Here is a 19,489-nt window from a genome sequence, read left to right on the forward strand (position 1 = left end):
ATGAGTGATAACAATGAGTTAGCACATCCGTTTGATGTGACCAACACGGATACAGGGAGGACTTATCAACTGAGTCCAAACTCTTCGAAATCGGTCCAACCCATTGCTTTACTGCGCTTAAGTGTTTTTACCCCGGTGGGAACTAAAGAGAAGCGATTCAGAAATTTTGAGGTTGATGCTTCTGATGAGTTGTCGAGCATGGAACTGGCCCGGTCAGAAGGATACGATGACATCCGGATCACTGGCCTTAAGCTTTCGATGTCCACGGACTTCAAGTGTTGGCTTGGGTGCATTATGGCGTTCAGTAAATATGGATTCGCCTCCGAGAAAATAACATTGTCGTTCAATGAGTTTGCAAAAATGTGTGGTATCAGTTCTACAAATATCAACAAGCGAACCCGTTCACGATTTCAGGAAGCGCTGGCAAACCTCGCGTCCGTTGTTATTTCTTTCCGTGATTCTAAAACTGAACGCTTCACTGTCACACACCTTGTGCAGAAAGCTATGATTGACCCTAAGAAGGACACAGTAGAGCTCGTGGGTGATCCCTCGATGTGGGAGCTTTACCGGTATGATCATAAAACCCTATTAAGCTTACAGGTACTGTCGGTTCTCGCCAAAAAAGAAGCTGCACAGAGCCTGTACATCTATTTTGAGGCAATGCCTGCCGGAACGTTATTCGTTAACATGAAGCGTTTGCGTGAGCGGCTTCTTTTGACGACTCCAGTACGTACTCAAAACCAGATCATCAGAAAGGCTATGCTGGAGTTAAAATCAATAGGATACCTTGAATATCAAGAGGTTAAGAAAGGTAGAGATATTCAGTTCCAGATTTTTAAGAGAAGTCCAAAGCTTGCTCTGGCAAAACAAAGCTGATCCTCTGGTTCAGTTCGCAGAAAAGTAACTTTGGATGTAATGAGGCGTACGGGCATTCATCCAAATGCTTTTTTGGACGCCTCTGCTGATATGAATACCCTTCCCTGCTTCCCTGCTTCCCTGCTTCCCTGCTTCCCTGCTTCCTTTCTTACTTTTGCTTAAGCACCCTGGGAATTTTGAGCATTCGATCGAATGCTTTATTTAACTAATTTTCACTGAGTTAGATAACGAATACTAAGCAATTGATTTTGAATGATTTAATCAGAAGTCATTCATCCAGATGCCTTTAGATAAAACTACCCATCAACGTTTGTGCATAGTGGCTATACGTGAAAAATCCCTGTCCTTCTCATGTCACACTGAGATTTGCACAGAAAATTAAAGCCTGTAATTGTCTGGGACATGATTAGAACAGAGGCGTTTTGATAAATATCCAGTTCAAAACAGAGGTCCCATAAGTAAACATAACCTCATGAAAATAAAAGCAAATCGTTTAAAAATCCCATAGTGGTGGTGAAAAGCATTTGCTTCAATGGGGGGAGAAAAGTGACCTTTGTGAAAAGCACTTGCTTCAATGGCGACAGAAAAGTGCCTTTTGTATAAAAGCATTTGCTTGAATGAGTTTGTGTAAGGTGCCTACGTTGGAAACCCCTGGCATGAATGAGGCGGGAAGATGCCTTTAGCTGAAAAGCATTTGCATGAATGGGACAGTAAAAAGGTGCCTTTAGCTGAAAGCATTTGCATGAATGGGGCCGCAAACGGTGGCATTGGTCGAAAAGCATTTGCATGAATGGTGCAGCAAACGGGGCATTGGTCGAAAAGCATTTGCATGAATGGGATAGTAAAAGGTGCTTTTGGTTGACAGGCATTTGCATGAATGGCGCCGTAACGGTGTCTTTGACCGGAAAGCATTTGGATGAATCGACCTGAAAAGGTGCCTTTGGACTGAAAGTACCTCTCTTAATGGGATTCGATAGCTGAATTTCACCAAAAAGCATTTACATGAATGGAATAGTAAAAGTTGCCCTTGGTCGAAAAGCAACTGCATGAATGAGCCCGGAAAAGGTTCCTTTGGTCGAAAAGCATTTGCATGAATGGGTTTCGGATATGTGTCTTTGCTACAAAGGCATTTGCATGAATGAGGCTGGAAAAGGCGCATTGTTTGAAAAGCATTTGCATGAATGGGGCGACACACAGGATGTGGCTGAAAAGCACTTGTATCAATGGGAAAAGTGACTTTTTTAGAATGACATCCTTACACAGAGCTTTCTCAAATATCGGACTGGATGGTTATCACAAAAATGGTGAAGAGATAGACGATGAACTTCTTCCCTATAAAGAAAAAATAACCTGCCTCACCTTCTTCAATCCGATATACACACGGTATTCACATGTGACATTCATAGGCTAAAAAAACACCAGGCGCAATTAAGGGAAAAAAAGGGTGGTTAACAGAAAAATGAAAGAAAAATAAAAAGTATTATGCAAATGCGTTTACGTGAACTCAAATCAACACGGAGTAATTATGGAACTGACATTGAATACTAACGTTGAAAGAGAACAAACTAACGCTTTTGCATTTCTGAAGTCTAAACATGCAAAAGTGCCTTTGTTTATTCTCCTGTTTTTAGCAAGTTGCGGTTTAGCGTACGCGGGTTCCGACGACGGAGCCTTCGGCGATATCTGGGCCTACATGAGCGAAGCATTAACTGGTGCGCCGGGTAAAATCATCGCTTGCGGCATGTTGTTCTCCGTAGCTTATTTCGGCGTTGTAAAACCTAACCTTGGTTTGGCGCTGGTTTCAGCATTAATGATGCTGATTATGGCAAACGGTGAAAAAATTATCAGCACGTTCCTGGATGCTGGTATCCCGCTGTGATTTGTTAGAACAATAACGATGAGGGGGATATTCCCCCTCTCTGGAGTTTTTATGACAAGTCAGTACGAGGTACCTCCACATACCTATCGTTTCCCTTACAGAATTAATATGCCTTTGTTGATTCTATTCTGGGATGCAAAGCAATTGGGTATAACATTCGTGACTATCGCGAGTGGTAATATTTTTGATTTCTTTATAACTTCTGTAGTTGTTGCGGTTGTGTTTTGGTTTGCATATAAAAAAGCAGCTGAAGAAGGAGTTAGAGGAAAACTCAAACACAAACTGTGGTGGTTCGGCTTGTTTCCAGGGAAATCAGTGTTTAGTAGTCGTTACTTTACCGATCCATTTATCAGAAACCTCTATTCTTGATGGAGCTAAGAATGAAACTTCTCAGCAAGCTTAAAATTCCATTCATTAAAAGTGCCAGTAATGGCGATTTTGATAAAAAGGACGAGACTTCGCAAAATGGAGGCGAAGACTCAAAAGGACGCTTTCGGGATTCTAAAGCTCGCTTTAGTAAAGAGATTGAAGCTTCTGAAATTGGAATTACTTATAGTGCATTGATTAAACGTGACGAAAAACTCTTACGTGTGAATTCAATTGCTATATTAGTCATCGCAGTTTTAGTGGTAAAAAATCAATTTCTTACCGATCCTGTGACTATTGTGCTTCCGCCTAATATGACGGAAGAAGTTAAAGTTGTGGGAAATAAAGCCTCAGAGTCATATAAAACTCAATGGGCCTTATTCTTCAGTACTTTAATTGGGAACATAAACCCAACAAACATAGGCTTTGTAACAACAACCATATTGGATGCGCTTTCTCCGGATTTACAGGCGAAAACCCGTGAGTCATTACAGCAGCAGACCAATATTATGCAAGCTCGTGGTGTTGAACAGTCATTTAAACCGATCGATATGTATTATGACACCAAAAATGACATGGTCTATGTCTGGGGAACGAAATCAACGCGTTTGATTAATGTTCCGGACAAAACAGAATCATCAAAATGGACGTTTGAATGGGTGCTGGGTATGAAAAACGGACGACCACGCATAGCCTATGTAAATCAGTATTCTGGTACACCAAATATTAAGAAAATTACAATCAACGGCAAAGAACAACTGGCAACACTCGATAATCCCCCGCCGTCTACAGGTAACTAATTATGACTTCTAAAAAGGGCTTTCGCTGTCACGCGATTACAGCAATGATCTTGCTGGCAACTTCGAATGTAGTCTTTGCTGAAGACTATCAGTTACCGGCGACAGTAAATAACCCGGTTGTTATGCCTGTCGGGGCAGATGAATTTCAGAATGGTGTGAAAAATGCGATTATTAAAGAATCTGGCACCGGCCCCGCGCCTGAGACGTCACAAGCAACAAAACCGACCACTGAACTACCAAGTCTTTCACCTGCAAGTAGTGCCTCCCCAGCTGTCAATGAGATAACTGGCGCATTGTCAAAAAACCCTACGCTTGTCGGTTATCAGCAACAGGTTAAATCCGGAAATTTTGATAGTTACGGAAGACCGGCAGGGAAAGAGCCTCAACAAAATGCACAAAGCACCGGGGCCCCTTCAAAAGCAGATGAGTTATATGTAGAGGCTCGTAATCGCTACAAAGAAGTGCAGCGAGTAAACGTCCCACCGGGTGGGAATATTGTACTGCCAGTTTCACGGGGTCTGCAAAACAGAATTTCAACTTCATTTAAAAACGCATCTGTAAGTACTTCAACGCCAGGTGATGAAGCCAGTATTTTCGTTAACGGCGGCGATGTATTTATTTCAACAAACACGGATAAGCCAATTGGAATAATGCTTTCAGAAGATTCAGTGCCTGAATCGACTTATAACCTGACACTGGTTCCACTGGATGTTCCTGGTGCAATGATTTCGGTCACAACTTCTTTGAGCCCGACAATGCAGGCGAAACGTGAGACATCTTTGGATAAACATAATTATGATGAGATGCTGGCACGATCCCAGTCAGAAGAGTTGGCACCATCTGACCCTCGTCAGGATGACCATAAACAGCGGATCATTGATTTACTGACTCCGGTTGCGCTAGGTGAGGTTCCTTCTGGTTTTAGTTTACAAGAAGACCGCTTGTCACGTATACCGAGCTCAGAGCAGTCCCCGTGTAATTTCAATATGTATTCAAAGTTAGGGCAAAGACTTGTGGGATCTAGGGAATTGATAGATGTCATTCTTGTTAAAAATGACAAGCCTTACGGACAAGTTGTCGCTGATCAGCAATGTATAACTGAAGGAGTAATTGCAAGTGCTTTGTTCGATAAAGCATTTCTTCAGCCTGGAGAGGAAACCGAGCTTTACATTGTGCGGGATAAATTATTTAAAGAGCGCCAGACTCGTGTAACCACACGACCAAGCCTGATTAAAAGATAAAATGAGAAAAGCTACTTTTCTTACAGGGGTCTCATTTGGACTAGTCGTTTTTTTGGGTACCAGTTATTACTACCAAACTGAGTACATTCCAAAAGGAACAGTGAATATAGTTCCCGATGACCACCGACCGGGTGAGACAGTTGACGATGCGTTTGAAGAACATACGATAATTATAAGCGACCCTACCCTTGCGCAAAAATTCGTTGGAAGCTCAACCGAGTTTGAAAGTCGGCGCGGAGTTAAGGAAATTAAAGAAGTTGGTTCGCTTAATAATGGTAAGGATTTTGCCCCTGTTGAATCCGATAATTCAGGATTGAATTTTAAAGATAAATGGCCCAGGGCGGGTGAACCTTATATCGTGCCTCAGATGACAGAAAACGAACGAAATTTGAAAGTTAAGCGCTTCCAGCAACCAAAGAGTGGAGTTAATAATGGACATTAAAAATGCCTGGGAAAATAAAACTGTCAGAATCTCAGTAATTGGTGCTGCGTTGATTGTATTGATTATCGTTATTAGTCAATCAATTTTTTCCACTCCGGTTAAAAAAGAGAAGAAAACCCAGAAAAAAGATATGCAAACTGGGTTCCTGATTGATGATTCACAAATGACTAAGCTGAGTAACGAGGAAAGCCAGAAGACTTATAACGAAATGGTCAGGCAGAACCGCATTGATCAGAATGCGGCAAAGGCAGATCGTGATAAAGCTGAAAAGGCCCAGCAAGAAAGCAAAGTACAGATTGCCAACCTTGCTTCACAAGTCCAGCAGCTCTCGACGCAGTTGACTGACATGCAGACCTCACGAAACGGTAATCGTAATCTCGACGCAGGTGGGTCACGCAAAAACGTCAATGAGCAGGCCCCAGCAACGCCATACCAGCTAAATCCAAATGCTGCGGTGAATGGGGCTAGTTCCGGATACGCTCCGATCACACCGACCCGAAATAGCCCAATGCGGACTATCACGCAGAGTTCAATTAAGACAAATGGTTCTGATGGTGTCATTCAGGTTATGCCGATATCCGAAAGCCGGATAAGAGAGGGGCGTGAGGTCGTTGCTGGCGGTGACAAAGCCCCGACACGAACTATTCGCGGCGACGGGACCGCTCCTGTAGACAGTAAAGCTCGGCATGCGGCACGTAAAGACGAAATGTTTCTCCCAGCGACGTCAATTATCACAGGGGTGCTAATTAATGGTCTGGAAGCCCCAACGAGTCTGTCGTCTAAAGCTGAACCCATGCCAGTCACTATGCGTATTAAAAAAGACATCATCATGCCAAACAATTTCACGATGGATTTGCGGGATTGTAATTTGTTGGGTTCAGCTGTGGGTGATCTGGCGTCACAGCGAGCATACATTCGGGCAACATCAATATCTTGTGTGAACTCGAAAGGAAAAGCTTTCGACGTCAAACTGGAAGCATACGCAGTTAGTGAAAATGACGGGAAAAATGGTATTCGTGGAAATCTGATAAGTAGAAATGGAAATGCGATCGCAGGTTCTGCTTTTGCAGGAGGCCTGTCAGCACTGGCTGGTAGTCTGAGCCCATCTAAGGTGTCTTCGTTAAATATCGATCCTAACTCAACGGCTGAATACCAATCGCCGAACATCGGGGCATTAGGAGCGTTGGCCGGAGCCGGAGCAGCTCAGGGCGGTCTAAACCGTCTTGTGGACTACTACACATCAATTGCTGAGCAGCAGTGGCCAATAGTCGAAGTTAGCCCAGGGCGCCCAATTACGTTTATCGTTCAATCAGGCGCAACAATACCTACAAACCTGACGAGTCGCTGAGGTTAATTATGGAAAATAACATTGAACCAGGAACAAAAAGTGATTCTGCTGAAAACGTGAAGCTTGAGGCGGCTAAACCTGTTGGGGGTATACGTACAACCAAAAAAGTAACTTTGGAAATAGATATCGAGAAAACCCTCAAGTATTTGATGCTAGCTGGCCTAGCTGTGCTTTTCGTGATCTATGGATACAAGGGGGCGAGTTTTGTTTATGAAAGCGTCAAAGCAATGTCGAATCCGTCCTACCAAATTGCAGTACTTGATATGCAAACTTTAAGGAAAGAATTTAATAAGCAGAATCCTGAGCCGGATTTGGTACAGTCTAAAAAAAACTTTGAAAATTACTTTAAAGCATTAATGAAAGTTTACCGTTCTCGTGGCTATTTGGTTATTGATGCATCATTAGCAGTAACAATTCCAGATAATGTTCAAATAGTCTCTTATATCGACCTTGGTGGAAGTTTTGGTGAGGTACAATCTCTACAAGGCGAAACAAAAGAAAGTGAGATACGATAATTGAAAAAGTTACTTTTATCTCTGCTGGTCTCTATGATCACAGTGTGTCCACCCCTTACAAATGCTGCTGAAAATGTATTAAACAACACTGATGCAGCTGCATTAATGGAAAAAGCAAAAGAAGGTGGAGTGTCCACGAAACCTTTAGAGGGCGTACTGGCGAAAATGCAAAGCTATAAGCCTAAAGATGTTATTTACATCCCGACTGGAGGTCTTTATCTGTTCCAGGATGAACGTTCGCAGTTGATGGCTGTGACCACTGATGGACGTTATACAATAACGGGTGGTAGCGTCATGGACATTCTTCAGAGAAAGTCAGTCTTATCCGTAGAAGATGTACGAAAATCCTACTTTATTAATTTAGACGACGCCCCCTTTCCTCTTGATACTGTGGCATTGATCCCTTTAGGAAACCCAAAACTAAAAAGACAAGCCGCTATTTTTATCACGCTTGATTGTGATGGTTGCCAAGATTTAATAAAAAAATTCTATGACGAAAGAGAAAAATACCGGGTTGACATCATTTTAATCCCCTCCCCCGGTGAGCCAAAGCAAGAATTACGTCAACTATGGTGCAGTAAAGAAAAAGGCAAAGTGAATGACCTTGATATCTTGCGTTGGCTTATGGGAAATAAGACCGATATAGAACAAAGGCTCCTGACAAAAAAAGAGGCAGAAACATGTCCGGCTGAGCCATTGGTAGGATCTCTGATGCTGGCAGGTATTTATAAATTACAGGGCGTACCTTCAGTTGTGAGACAAGACGGACTTGCCGGTAATGGCATACCGAAAGATTTTGATTCATGGTTAAAACAAAGTGTCGAACCCTTACTCAAAAACCCATTTGCTACTAATTAAGGTAATGAAATGAACATTAAAAAAGTTATTTTCAGCGCTCTGGTTGTTGGTTCATCTTCATACCTAGCGGGTTGTACTATCGGCAGCTCAGAATCAGAATGTCCGGGAATTGAAAAAGGGGTCGTTTGTAAAGGCCCTCGTGAAGTTATGGAACTAACGAATAACCGTGATGATCTTTCCGGCCTTGCGGAGGAAGAAGCTAATTCGGGAAAGGAGAAATCGGCTGTCAATGACAGCCAGTACCCTGCCCAAATTTCGCCGCCTGGCGCTGTGCAATACCCTAAGTCTGCCGTCTTGGTAAATAAGCCTGTGACATACAAGACGACGCAAATTAAACCTGCTGGCCAAGTCCCCGTTATGTACGATGAGACATTAAAAATGGGCGCGCCAACATCAACAATCGGGCCACGGCCGATAAGCGGCGTTCCAGTTAATTCTAATGTAAGGATGACAACGAGCTACAGCTCAACAGGTGCATCCGGTAACCCTTTTATCCATCCGACTGCTGATGTCATGAAGCAAACAACACAGGTTGTATCTCCGGCACCTGTACCGCGCTACGTTGCGCCAAATTCCGATATCAGTGCTAGTAAAGACCTTTACTCCGTTAATAATGGACAGCCTGTAAACCCTACGCTCAGCTCTGGCCAGATCCAGCAATACCGTACACAAGGGTATAAACAGGCTGTGGTAGCTCCAGAACCGCTTGCTGTACTTCAGCAAGGCCGCGTCATGAGAATCACCTTTGCACCATACACGGACGATAATGACGCTTTAAACCTGCCTGGCTTTGTCTATGTGAATGTCAAACCCCAAACTTGGATTGCGGGTAAAAATTCGACATCAAATCCGGCGCGAATAGTTCCTTTGCAAGTTCAGGATGCCGCTCGTGAAAATATGCAACAGCAACAGCGAGCAACGAAAGCAGTTTCGTCTAACGGTATTATCAGACAACTCTGAGGTCGCGAATGAAATCTGCTAACATCTATAATAAAGAATTAAGTCGCCACCAGTTTGGTGGGTTTATTCCTGTATACGACCAGATTCCTGGCACGAATTATTTTCTAATAGACGGTAATCGGCTTGGGTTTATGTTTATTTGTAACCCCTCACCTGGTGTTTTTGATAATCAGCAGGATGTGTTAGCTGAATTATTTAAAATGGATTTTCCTACTGACACTATCTGTCAGACCTCATTAACAGCACTGCCGGACCTGACCTTGCATTTAAGTGCCTGGTCGGCAGTTCGTGGTGGTCGAATGGAAGGACATGATAAGCTTAAGGGGGACTTACTCACGGCCTACCAGCTGGATTATTATGATAGAAGTCTAAATGAACCCTTAAAACCGGATCATGATAAATTAATGCTTCGTGACTTTCAGATCTGGATGTCATTTTCTATTCCGTTGAAATCTGCGCTTCCTACTGAAATTGAAATTAATCGCATCGATGCACTGTACTCTGACCTAATCAGTAAGTTGAACACACTGGGCCTTTTTCCACATAAAGTTAGCGCCGAAAACTGGCTTTATTGCATGGATAAATTAATGCATCCGGGAAAAACATCACGTTGGGCTGAAGGTCATGTTGAAGTCAACACTATGAGGCGTCTTAACGAACAGCTAAATGTTCCGGGGCGAAAATATACAGTAACTGAAAATAATTTTTCATCTACAACGCAGAGTACTGATGTTTCTGAACATCGTTATTTCAAACAATTATCTGTGGTCAAGTTCCCAGAACATGTAAATTTTGGAAGCATGTATGAACTTGTAGTGAATTGGATGAATGGGCGTAAAACTATATTTAGCCCATTTATGATAACTCAAACAGTCCATTTCGCCGATCCCTTAAAATTAGCTAGAGATAACGTCAGATATAAGGCAATTACTAACAAACAAGCTAGTATCCCAACCGTCTTAACGTTTTGTCCAAGACTGAAGGACATGGATAATGATTACATGGCGGTAACACGTGAACTGGAAGATGGGGCCCGTCTTTTACACAGTTATCTGACATTTACCGTCATGGGGAATTCAGCATTAGATGTCCAGTCTGCCGCAGACCAGTTAAAATCATTTTATCTGGAAAGTCGCGTTAAAGTGGCTGATGATTCATACATCATCTTTCCATCTTTTGTCTCTTGCCTTCCAATGTGTAATGACCCCAAGACGATACTAGATCTGGACCGTTTTGAGGTAGTCAGTAATACTGGTGCAGCGCATATGACCCCTCTATTCGGCCCATGGAAAGGTAATACTGACAGACCTGTACTTAACCTCGTCTCACGAGAGGGCCAGCTGTTGGGGCTTGATATCTTCAAGACTTCTGCCAGCTATAATATGGTTGTTGGGGCGACTTCTGGTGCAGGCAAATCGTTCTGGGTTGCATACATCATTAATAACTATCTTGGTGCAGGGCCGCGTTCTAATAATCTGATCCATTATCGTGATACTTTTGAAGGTTTCAAAAACAATGCTTATGATGCATTTGACCCTGATGGAGCCCAGATTTTTGTAGTTGACGTTGGTCGCTCGTATCAGGGTATTTCGGAGCAATATACAAATAGTCAGTTTATAGATTTTGGTAAAAAGCCTGATTTTACTCTGAATCCGTTCGCATTTTTGACCGATGTCACTGTTGCAGACCGAGTTTTTGATGAAGCGCCTGTTTTCAATGACGACTCAAATAATAACGATGAAGAAAAGGATAAAGTTGCACAGACCATTATGGTCCTGAATCAGTTAAAAATAATGGCATCTGAAAAAGGAAATATTGACGACTTTCAACAATCGGTCATGCTTCAACTGATTGGTGATGAATATAACGAATCACGTAAAGTCGGAAGTACAGGCTCTATTACAGGATTTGCACGCCGCTGTTCTGCCCATGAAGATAAGCGTATTAAAGATATCGGTGAGCAATTAGGGCAATGGTGTGAAGGAGGCATTTACGGAAATCGATTTACCGAAAAGCTCCCGCCAATAAACTTCGGTAGTCGGTTTATAGTTCTTGAGCTTGAAGAGTTGAAGGGTACCCCTCACCTCCAGACAGTCGTGCTCATGTCGATCATTCAAGCTGCTCAGCATGCAATGTTTATCAAAAAGGACGGTCGCCGCCGGTTGTTCATCCTTGATGAGGCATGGGAGTATATTCGCCCGGATAATGCTTCAGGCTCCAGTAATCAGTCAAATCAGTTTTTCTCATCTTTCCTTGAAGCTGCCTGGCGCCGATTCAGGAAAACGAACTGTGCTGGTATTTGTATTACCCAGTCCTTTGAAGATTACTTCACCTCCTCGGTAGGTCGAGCCCTGACGGCCAACTCGCCGTGGAAGATCATCATGAAGCAGGAAAAGGAGAGCATAGAAGCCATGAAGGCTAATAACTACTTCTCCACGACTGATGCTGAATATGAGCGTATGAAAAACATACGAACGATAAAGCGTGCATTTTCTGAGATGCTCGTCCGATTCGAGAATTTCCAGGAGATATGTCGCCTCTATGTAGACAGGAAAATGGAGCTTTGTTTTACGACTGACAGTACCGACCGTGGAAAGCTATGGGAAATACAAAGCCGTCTTGATTGCTCTTACGGCGAAGCAATTGAGATACTGTATGAACAGGAAGTTGCTAGCAATGCAGCTGCATAACGTTTAAGTAGTACTGGATACCTCATCTTTACTGGATGAGGTATCCGTACTTTACTCAAAATACAGGTTTTTAACTGTGTTACACTGCCCTCCCCCGCAACAATTGTTCAGGTTCAGAATTTCTGGATCGAATTAACTCCCCTAAATATCCCTAAATATCCCTAAATTTTATTTGTAGATACTGTTGATTGGCTTCTCTGGGGCTTCTACTTAAGTTGATTGGTGATGTAGCTTTTATACGGCTGATGTTTAATCATGCTCGGCCTGTGCTGAGCTAAATTTCCTGCCTTGGATACGGATGTTGTGGTTGCAAGTGATAACCAAATTTGTCGCGCTACTGTATATTAGATATAAACACTATCTTTATGGTTAGCTAAGCAACCCATAATTTCTTATGTATCGATTTAAAGTTTGGTAAGGCATTGAAAAACAAACAATAACTCATGTCTTGTTGGTTTGTTTAACAAGTTAGAGATAATATTTGTGAGTTGGTTTCTTTTTGTTTTGTTAGTCAATTTTCGTATTTGTGGTTATCTAAACCAACCATAACTATTAAGTTGCAGTTTTGTTTTGAACTAAAATGAAATGCCTTCTATTTAGGTTGGTATAGTCAACCATTTTCAGCTTCAAGTGATTACTAGAATATGGTTAATCGAGATGTTGTAACTGGTTGCTATCTGTAAAACAAGCGTAGTGCCATTTACCAAAAAACCTGAAATTCGCATCTTGAAATTGGGGAAGTTTATTCCTAATAAAACAATTTACTGACGATCCAACCAATTCGCTCCGCCGGGTATGTGCGCCTTAATCTCCAAAATTGGTATATAAACACCTTAAAGTTTATCCCGGGTGTTGAGTAACATTGCTTTGCATAATTTAGCCAAAGGGTTATAGGCTCAGATTCGGCGTGCTTTCTTAGTATTCTGAATGCCATCTTTTGGATCACGAGGTAAGCAGGAAGGATTTAGTTCATTCCTGAATGGCGCCTTAGCCGTCGAAAATTTTGCGGGGGCCTGGCATATTCTACTCTTTTGCCCGGTATTAGAGTCCAGGCTTTAAATTCCAACAAAGTTCTAGCACACCGAAACCTTATTTCGAAAACACTAGAAAAGGTAAAGGAAATTAAATGTTAGTAACATAGAGATAATTAGAACGGCCTACGAGATTTCAGAAGAAGTAATCTGCACAAGTCTCCACAACTTTTGTGAGAACGCCCTCTTATTTTGCTGCGAAGAATTAACATTATTGTCTGGGTTCACGCCGAACCACACGGTACTCTTTCAGTCTGTGCGCTTCAGACCGGACGTCGTCTAACCAGCTTCCCATAAATATGTAGATTTATGTTTGCACCATAAGTCATTACCACTAACGTTAGAGAGGTCCAACCCGCGTTTCATATTTCAACTTTGTACTTTTCAGTTCTTACAACCAAACTTTAATGTTGTTTTGCTTTTATCGTAGGTCATGTATAGATCCCTCCCGGGAACTGATTCATATAACCCCTTAATCGCCAGCTCTAGGCGGGATACTGTCCGGGTGCCGGAACACATTTAACCCCCTTAATCGCCAGCCCAGGGCGGGATGCTGTTCGGGTGCCTGTATATTTAACCCCCTTAATCGCCAGCTCAGGGCGGGATACTGTTCGGGTGCCTGAATATTTAACCCCCTTAATCGCCAGCTCAAGGCGGATACTGTCCAGGTGCCGGAACATTTAACCCCTTTAATCGCCAGCCCAGCGCGGGATACTGTCGGAGCGGCGGTACATTGAACCCTCTTAATCGCCAGCTCAAGGCCGAATTCTGTCCGGGTGCCGGAGCATTCAACCTCCTTAATCGCCAGCCCAGGGCGGGATGCTGTTTGGGTGCGGGAACATTTAACCCCCTTAATCGCCAGCCAAGGGAGGGACGCTGTCCGGGTGTCGGAACATTTAACCCCCTTAATCGCCAGCCAAGGGAGGGACGCTGTCCGGGTGTCGGAACATTTAACCCCCTTAATCGCCAGCCCAGGGCGGGATGCTGTTTGAGTGCCGGAACATTTAACCCCGTTAATCGCCAGCCCAAAAAGAGATGCTTTTGAATACAGGGGAATTGACGTTAGTTGCCACATAGCTGACTCTTGTTAAGTCGGTAGTTTGCTATCGCCAATGTTGAAAGTCATTCCTTATAACTCTCTTTTTACACATAACAAAGTAAACCGATGAGGCTGATATCCCATAATCGACGAAAAAGAAACAGAACGTTAGCGTATAGTTAGAATTACGGTTACAATTAAACGCATAAGGCACGAATGTACGCATTATGCGTAAAGTGTACATATATGCGTTTAATTTCATTATTTAGGTTAAAAGGGATCGGAAGAGAATGAATCTAATTGATAAGATCGCCCTTGTCGGTCAACGAATGAAGAGCGAGCAGATTTCCCTGAAGGAGTCATTATTGGTCTCTTCAAGGGTTTCGGTCTCGGATGATAGTGTTGAAGGTGTAGATCGCCTCATCTATAACCATTGTTTGAATAAAAAAAATCTGTCAGATTTTTTTGGCAAGTCACGCGTCACCTTTAATAAAATCCTTGCCGATCTTGAAGATAGAGGTCTGGTTGGTGCTCCTATCTTTCAGAACAAAAACCATCTCTATACCAGGTGGGACGTCCAAAAAATCATGGATGCTCTGGGCTGTCCTCGGTACAGCGACTATTACCATAGCCGTGCAATCGTAACGCAGAACCATAAGGGCGGCACGGGTAAGAGTACAACTTCAGGGGCTCTTGCTGTAGCCGCAGCGCTTGATATGCATCTAAACGCAAGGACACTTTTGATCGAATGGGACCCACAAGGCTCAATTGGTAGCGGGATGATACAAAGTGTAGCGGAAGATGATGTTTTCCTCACTGCTATTGACGCCATCTTAGGGGTTTATGAAGAGGACTCAGATTACAAAAAATACCTTGATTTAGGGTATTCGGAAGAAGAAATCATTGAGAGTATGCCTTTTTCGACACACCTACCGAATCTTGATGTTATTACAGCATTTCCTACAGATGCGCGATTTAAAGATAAATACTGGCAGTGTTCCAGAGAAGAACGAACAGAGCTATTACTTCGATTCAAAGAAGTTATTCTGCCTGTTTTGAAGAAAAAATACGGCCTGATTATCATCGATACTCCACCAGAGGATTCGCCAATCACTTGGGCAGCTGATGAAGCCGCTGATGGCATTCTTGTTGCCGTATCACCTCGTGAATACGATTATGCTTCCACAACTGATTTCATGTTGACCATCAGCGAGCGTTTCAAACAATCGCCGAGCAAGGGCGAAAATCTGAGGTGGTTCAAAGTGCTGGCTGTTAACGTAGACGATAAGAGTCCATATGAAAAAATTGTTCTGGATAAACTGGTAAGAACAGTGCAGGAACTCTTTATGTCTGCAAATATTAAAAATTCCGAAGCGTTTAAAGCCGCAGCATCAAGGGGCAGAACCGTATTGGATATTAAAAAGTCTGAAGAGCTTTGCTCACCTAAGCAGCTTGATGTGGCTGAAGAATCTGTAATGGCGGTCTACCAGCAATTTATAAATGAGATTAAGAGTTTTTCTGTGAAAGAAAGGAGTAACGCATGAGTGATGAGCAGCATATCGGGAATGACAAATCCCGTTATATTAATGCACCTAAGCGTACTGAAGTCAGCCATCGCTCCGGGCTTCCAGGCCTGAAATCACAGCCTCGACTGAGGAAGCTGTTTGCTTTACATAATGGACGTAAGCTGGAAGCTGAACACATCATTGTACCGGCTGAGAAGGTGGAACTGGAAACCGCAGTACACCCTATGAACCCACGAAACCAGGAAGCTCTCACTGTAAATGCAGTTCGAGATATCCTGGAACAAATTAAGGTACGTGGTGTTGATACAGAAGGCGTTGCTGTCAAACGAAATGGGGTGTATCTGCTTATAGAGGGCAGTCGTAGGCGTTTCTGTTGTATTCAATCTGCGAAGGATTTGCCACTATGGGTGTTGCCGGATGAATTATCCCCGGAAGATATTAATTCCATCATTACAGCAGCACAGACATCACGGAGATTTTCTTACCGTGAAGTTGGATTCCAGTATTTACAGAAAATGAAAGACCTTGGATTTGCAACTAATGAAGAGCTTGCTAATTATCTCGGAATCAGCCATGTATCTGTTTCTAAGCGTATCCAGGCGGCGAAGATAGATAATTCTCTTATTGCTCTCTTTCCTGACTATGAAGGTATTCCTAACTCGTATTACAATCGCTTATCCCGACTACAGAAGTACGTCGAAAAGAATTTATTCTCTCTTGAGGAAGTTGTAGATAATGTTCGGGAGGAAATAAGGAGCTTGGATGTAACCGATATTTCCGAAGCACAGAAGACAGTAATAGATAAAATTACTACAGTAGTTGAACAGCTTGACATAAAACCTCCTAGCAAGGGGTGGGAAACTCGTGAATTAGCCGTGTTTGATAATAAAGATAAATATGCAAGGATTAGCAAAAATGCGTCTGGAAGAAAAATTAGGTTTGAATTTAATAGAATTAATAGCGAATTGATCGCAGAAATTGAGGAGTTTATAAAATCGAAGTTGAAAGAAAAAGAATAATTAAATTTTGCATTAATCCGCATCGCAAGGATGCGGATTTATTACTATGTTGACCTTAATTTCATTCCCTCCATTATCAATACTGTAAAGCCTTAATCATTCTAGATGCGTGTAACTGCATGATCTTTAGAACAAATATCCTTATAAATGAGATTGCAGGTCCCCATGACAGGGACCTAAATTAACTATTGAATGGGTTGATGTACAGGTTCAGAAAGAAAAGGCCTGAGATCTATGTGAACTGCTGCTGCATTACTGTCATTAATTACGTTTAAAGGGGCTTTACCTGGTAAAGACATTGTTGCAACGTCGGGACCTGAAACAGTAAAGTTATTTTCCGCGCTTGGCATTACTGTGAATATTTTTATTGCAACATTCTCATGCCGATACATAGATATCCCGAACGTGGAGCCTGCTTCAGTATTACTGACATCAACTTCAACCGGTGTCCTACCGATCACTTCATTGGTCAGTATATTTTTCACAATGGCACCATCAGGTGCTGTGTAGATGCGATAAGGATAAGCAAAAGCCACCTCGCAGCAGCAAATACAGATGACGGCCAATATAGATTTCATGATTGCTCCTGTTCCAAAAATGCAAGACTTAATGATTGCGTAACTAGCGTTGTGTTTGTTTCACCCGAGCCGGGAAATTCATATCTAATACTGAACAACAATGGCAATGTGGGTCCATCACTCGACTTTTGTGAAATTTTGGTAAATGCGTTATTAATAAACGTTAATTGGTCAGTGTTGTCGTAGCAAAGGCCGAGTAAACCAACAGTCGGAACAGTAAACAATGAAACTGAACCAGGTGTTAATAACAGTTTCCCACGCGATGAATAGGTGCAACGGCTTCCGGCTAGATTTAGATCCGATAACTCAATAAATTCCTTGGTACCATTCTTGGCGAGCAGCCAGACATCAGTGCCTGAACTCTCAATCAGAAAAGTAACTTTTCCGTCGGTATAGGATTCACTTTTGTTGCTCATCACAGGGTCGAAACCTACTGAGGGGAGGTCTGCAATTTTGCTTCCAACCGACTGACAGCCAGTCAAAAGACAGATAAAAATCACTCCGGCTGCTTTAATCATTACTAGCCCTCATAATCGTTTTCTGTATGGTGCTGATATCGAATTCTTCACCTGGGTAAACCGTCAAATTTTTGGAGAAATAATTAGAACCAACGAGGAAGCTGTTACGTTTACCAACCCAAACAAACTCTGAAAACATAAAAGACCTGAGTTTATCAGTCGCTATAATCTCGTAGGTATGTGAGGACGGTAATGATGCAGTCGCGACATCTGGGATTGTGACGGAAGAGTGAATTTTTTTGGGCACATTGAGACGTAGTGCGACTTCTGGTGAAGGGTCATACTCCTTTGAAAAATCCTGTGATTTTGAAGTTTGGGGGAGGGTGAATTTTTTACCCTGGTCTGGTCCAAAAATCGCAATAACGCTTTTATTCAATTTACTTACGGACACTATCGCCTGTAATGGGGTACTGGATAGGTCATTGACGAAAGAGATTGTCAGGCTGGAACCCGGCTCTAACCATAGAATTTTTTTACCGGCTGCATCTTCATCCAGGGATACAATATTTGATAACAAAACGCCATTTTTGGCTATAACGTCAAATGCAATTTTGGGTATCACAAGGTTCAAAGGCGTAAGTGTTGACTGATTTGCGATCTGGAGATAGTTACGCTTAGTCATGCTTGTTTTAATTACAGGTCTTTGTTGACCATTAACAAGCCACATACCGTCGACATATTTTGCAGAAATAGAAATAAATTCATAGTTAGCCTCAGATTTAGCAACTGACTGCTGAGAAGTAGGCATTGGTGTTTTAGTCGATGCGGTTGCATTGATTGATGGCCACACAAATGCCAGCACCGGTAAAATTATCAGTTTTAATTTCTGCATTATAAAGCAGCCTCTATGTTGTTATCTTTTAAATCCAGGTCAAGTGGTGTTGTGTTTTGTGTGTAAATGCCGTTCTTATTAAGGATCATTTGGTGGCAAATTAGGGTTGGTGTTGAGGCCAGTATCAACTCGACCAGCGTTATTGCCGGAACTGTAGTACGAGGTATACCTGGGGCTAGTAGTGCTGGATCGCTAATTGCTGACATGAACAGCGAGCCAGTATTGATATGGAGACAGTTGCCGACGAGTACAGGTAAGTTAGTCAAAGGTAACCCATGAGCCTTTCTGATGCTATTGACCGGATTCCGACCCAGTACAACGAGGTTGACATCGCTAATATTCATTGGGCTGACTGCGTGATCCATACCAAAAAGAAACTGACTCTGAAAGATATTCACGTTTGCCTGATTAAACGCGAGGAGAGCGTTATAGGTATTGTCGAAACCCTGTCGTATGTCCGTGTAGTCGGATGGACAAACACCGATAGTAATATTTCCTTTAAAAAGCACCTTCATCACCGTGGCCAGCTGGGTGGAGAGCAGTTTGCTGATCTCCTCTTCAAGATAACTGCGGTTAATTTGTTTATGCCAACGTCCGCCTCTTGCACACCACCGTTCGTTAAGAAATGTGCTTGGGTAATAAGTCCTACGATCATTATTTGTGGGTAAGAGCTTCTTCATCATCTCTTCACCAGCCCCGGCTGCTGAGAACACTCGCACAGAACGTCCATCAAAAATACCAGTGTTTATCGCTGTCATTAACTCCATGGGCTCAGGACCATAATCAAAGAGATTCCCGGTAGGGAAAATGATTAGTTCCTCATCTGGGCTCGATATCGAATGGATAAGATTACAAAGCGTCGAATAATGTCCATGGGGGTCTGCCAGAAAGAAAACCCTTCCGGAATAATTAGTCAGGTCAATTGTCTGGACGTGCTCAGATGCCATAAATGCCTCTTCTAGAAAGTACAG

18 protein-coding genes are annotated in these 19,489 nt (G+C 42.7%); 14 read left to right on the forward strand and 4 right to left on the reverse strand.

Annotation, left to right across the window (positions count from 1 at the left end; genetic code table 11):
- From ACQG1K_RS22605 to ACQG1K_RS22670, 14 genes are all read left to right on the forward strand, one after another.
- Positions 1-876, forward strand: an 876-nt coding sequence (locus ACQG1K_RS22605; RefSeq protein ID WP_015063098.1) for a RepB family plasmid replication initiator protein, incomplete at its 5' end; no start/stop codon positions are given.
- 1,050 nt (positions 877-1,926) lie between these two features.
- The gene (locus ACQG1K_RS22610) at positions 1,927-2,112 is read left to right on the forward strand and encodes a hypothetical protein (protein WP_032610388.1); all 186 of its coding nucleotides are present in this window, start codon (positions 1,927-1,929) and stop codon (positions 2,110-2,112) included.
- Positions 2,113-2,401: 289 nt separating this feature from the next.
- On the forward strand, positions 2,402-2,755 hold the full coding sequence (locus ACQG1K_RS22615) for a hypothetical protein (RefSeq protein WP_015063100.1): 354 nt from the start codon (positions 2,402-2,404) through the stop codon (positions 2,753-2,755).
- Between the two features lie 51 nt (positions 2,756-2,806).
- Complete coding sequence (locus ACQG1K_RS22620; protein ID WP_022652151.1) at positions 2,807-3,124, forward strand: type IV conjugative transfer system protein TraL; 318 nt, start codon at positions 2,807-2,809, stop codon at positions 3,122-3,124.
- An 11-nt stretch (positions 3,125-3,135) separates the two neighbouring features.
- Positions 3,136-3,921: a TraE/TraK family type IV conjugative transfer system protein gene (locus ACQG1K_RS22625; protein ID WP_022652152.1), complete on the forward strand. Its 786-nt coding sequence runs from the start codon at positions 3,136-3,138 to the stop codon at positions 3,919-3,921.
- A 2-nt stretch (positions 3,922-3,923) separates the two neighbouring features.
- Positions 3,924-5,162 carry a TraK domain-containing protein gene (locus ACQG1K_RS22630; RefSeq protein WP_015063103.1) on the forward strand — a complete coding sequence of 413 codons (1,239 nt, stop codon included), beginning with the start codon at positions 3,924-3,926 and terminating at the stop codon, positions 5,160-5,162.
- 1 nt (position 5,163) lies between these two features.
- Positions 5,164-5,604, forward strand: coding sequence for a plasmid transfer protein HtdO (gene htdO, locus ACQG1K_RS22635; protein WP_015063104.1), 441 nt, complete (start codon positions 5,164-5,166; stop codon positions 5,602-5,604).
- On the forward strand, positions 5,594-6,952 hold the full coding sequence (trhB, locus tag ACQG1K_RS22640; RefSeq protein ID WP_022652153.1) for an IncHI-type conjugal transfer protein TrhB: 1,359 nt from the start codon (positions 5,594-5,596) through the stop codon (positions 6,950-6,952). Before htdO ends, trhB begins: the two co-directional genes overlap by 11 nt.
- Before the next feature lie 8 nt (positions 6,953-6,960).
- A complete protein-coding gene (locus tag ACQG1K_RS22645; RefSeq protein WP_134390576.1) occupies positions 6,961-7,467 on the forward strand; it encodes a transcriptional regulator in 507 nt (168 codons plus the stop codon).
- Between the two features lie 105 nt (positions 7,468-7,572).
- The gene (htdT, locus tag ACQG1K_RS22650) at positions 7,573-8,325 is read left to right on the forward strand and encodes a protein-disulfide isomerase HtdT (RefSeq protein ID WP_185757620.1); all 753 of its coding nucleotides are present in this window, start codon (positions 7,573-7,575) and stop codon (positions 8,323-8,325) included.
- A 9-nt stretch (positions 8,326-8,334) separates the two neighbouring features.
- A complete protein-coding gene (locus tag ACQG1K_RS22655; protein WP_015063108.1) occupies positions 8,335-9,285 on the forward strand; it encodes a TraV family lipoprotein in 951 nt (316 codons plus the stop codon).
- Positions 9,286-9,293: 8 nt separating this feature from the next.
- The gene (trhC, locus tag ACQG1K_RS22660) at positions 9,294-11,975 is read left to right on the forward strand and encodes an IncHI-type conjugal transfer ATPase TrhC (RefSeq protein WP_015063109.1); all 2,682 of its coding nucleotides are present in this window, start codon (positions 9,294-9,296) and stop codon (positions 11,973-11,975) included.
- Between the two features lie 2,360 nt (positions 11,976-14,335).
- Entirely contained in the window at positions 14,336-15,589 is a 1,254-nt protein-coding gene (locus tag ACQG1K_RS22665) for a ParA family protein (protein WP_015063110.1), read from the forward strand.
- Entirely contained in the window at positions 15,586-16,590 is a 1,005-nt protein-coding gene (locus tag ACQG1K_RS22670) for a ParB family protein (RefSeq protein WP_022652164.1), read from the forward strand. Before ACQG1K_RS22665 ends, ACQG1K_RS22670 begins: the two co-directional genes overlap by 4 nt.
- A gap of 185 nt (positions 16,591-16,775) precedes the next feature.
- Here ACQG1K_RS22670 and ACQG1K_RS22675 read toward each other — a convergent pair whose 3' ends face one another.
- Genes ACQG1K_RS22675 through ACQG1K_RS22690 form a run of 4 tightly spaced genes read right to left on the reverse strand, consistent with a single transcriptional unit; the run spans position 16,776 to position 19,465 of the window.
- On the reverse strand, positions 16,776-17,168 hold the full coding sequence (locus tag ACQG1K_RS22675; RefSeq protein WP_022652165.1) for a hypothetical protein: 393 nt from the start codon (positions 17,166-17,168) through the stop codon (positions 16,776-16,778).
- The gene (locus ACQG1K_RS22680; protein ID WP_015063113.1) at positions 17,165-17,686 is read right to left on the reverse strand and encodes a hypothetical protein; all 522 of its coding nucleotides are present in this window, start codon (positions 17,684-17,686) and stop codon (positions 17,165-17,167) included. Before ACQG1K_RS22680 ends, ACQG1K_RS22675 begins: the two co-directional genes overlap by 4 nt.
- Positions 17,679-18,518, reverse strand: coding sequence for a hypothetical protein (locus tag ACQG1K_RS22685; RefSeq protein ID WP_015063114.1), 840 nt, complete (start codon positions 18,516-18,518; stop codon positions 17,679-17,681). Before ACQG1K_RS22685 ends, ACQG1K_RS22680 begins: the two co-directional genes overlap by 8 nt.
- Positions 18,518-19,465, reverse strand: coding sequence for a metallophosphoesterase (locus ACQG1K_RS22690; RefSeq protein ID WP_015063115.1), 948 nt, complete (start codon positions 19,463-19,465; stop codon positions 18,518-18,520). The genes ACQG1K_RS22685 and ACQG1K_RS22690 overlap by 1 nt, the downstream gene beginning before the upstream one ends.
- Positions 19,466-19,489 lie beyond the last annotated feature (24 nt).

The sequence above is a fragment of the Enterobacter cloacae complex sp. 402C9 genome, from assembly GCF_050030745.1.
Taxonomy (GTDB): domain Bacteria; phylum Pseudomonadota; class Gammaproteobacteria; order Enterobacterales; family Enterobacteriaceae; genus Enterobacter; species Enterobacter intestinihominis.

What these genes read in the sequence shown, in the direction of transcription:
- ACQG1K_RS22610 (WP_032610388.1), top strand. Translation starts at nt 1,927, where the DNA reads ATGAGCCCGGAAAAGGTTCCTTTGGTCGAAAAGCATTTGCATGAATGG.
- ACQG1K_RS22615 (WP_015063100.1), top strand. Translation starts at nt 2,402, where the DNA reads ATGGAACTGACATTGAATACTAACGTTGAAAGAGAACAAACTAACGCT.
- ACQG1K_RS22620 (WP_022652151.1), top strand. Translation starts at nt 2,807, where the DNA reads ATGACAAGTCAGTACGAGGTACCTCCACATACCTATCGTTTCCCTTAC.
- ACQG1K_RS22625 (WP_022652152.1), top strand. Translation starts at nt 3,136, where the DNA reads ATGAAACTTCTCAGCAAGCTTAAAATTCCATTCATTAAAAGTGCCAGT.
- ACQG1K_RS22630 (WP_015063103.1), top strand. Translation starts at nt 3,924, where the DNA reads ATGACTTCTAAAAAGGGCTTTCGCTGTCACGCGATTACAGCAATGATC.
- htdO (WP_015063104.1), top strand. Translation starts at nt 5,164, where the DNA reads ATGAGAAAAGCTACTTTTCTTACAGGGGTCTCATTTGGACTAGTCGTT.
- trhB (WP_022652153.1), top strand. Translation starts at nt 5,594, where the DNA reads ATGGACATTAAAAATGCCTGGGAAAATAAAACTGTCAGAATCTCAGTA.
- ACQG1K_RS22645 (WP_134390576.1), top strand. Translation starts at nt 6,961, where the DNA reads ATGGAAAATAACATTGAACCAGGAACAAAAAGTGATTCTGCTGAAAAC.
- htdT (WP_185757620.1), top strand. Translation starts at nt 7,573, where the DNA reads ATGGAAAAAGCAAAAGAAGGTGGAGTGTCCACGAAACCTTTAGAGGGC.
- ACQG1K_RS22655 (WP_015063108.1), top strand. Translation starts at nt 8,335, where the DNA reads ATGAACATTAAAAAAGTTATTTTCAGCGCTCTGGTTGTTGGTTCATCT.
- trhC (WP_015063109.1), top strand. Translation starts at nt 9,294, where the DNA reads ATGAAATCTGCTAACATCTATAATAAAGAATTAAGTCGCCACCAGTTT.
- ACQG1K_RS22665 (WP_015063110.1), top strand. Translation starts at nt 14,336, where the DNA reads ATGAATCTAATTGATAAGATCGCCCTTGTCGGTCAACGAATGAAGAGC.
- ACQG1K_RS22670 (WP_022652164.1), top strand. Translation starts at nt 15,586, where the DNA reads ATGAGTGATGAGCAGCATATCGGGAATGACAAATCCCGTTATATTAAT.
- ACQG1K_RS22675 (WP_022652165.1), bottom strand. Translation starts at nt 17,168, where the DNA reads ATGAAATCTATATTGGCCGTCATCTGTATTTGCTGCTGCGAGGTGGCT.
- ACQG1K_RS22680 (WP_015063113.1), bottom strand. Translation starts at nt 17,686, where the DNA reads ATGATTAAAGCAGCCGGAGTGATTTTTATCTGTCTTTTGACTGGCTGT.
- ACQG1K_RS22685 (WP_015063114.1), bottom strand. Translation starts at nt 18,518, where the DNA reads ATGCAGAAATTAAAACTGATAATTTTACCGGTGCTGGCATTTGTGTGG.
- ACQG1K_RS22690 (WP_015063115.1), bottom strand. Translation starts at nt 19,465, where the DNA reads ATGGCATCTGAGCACGTCCAGACAATTGACCTGACTAATTATTCCGGA.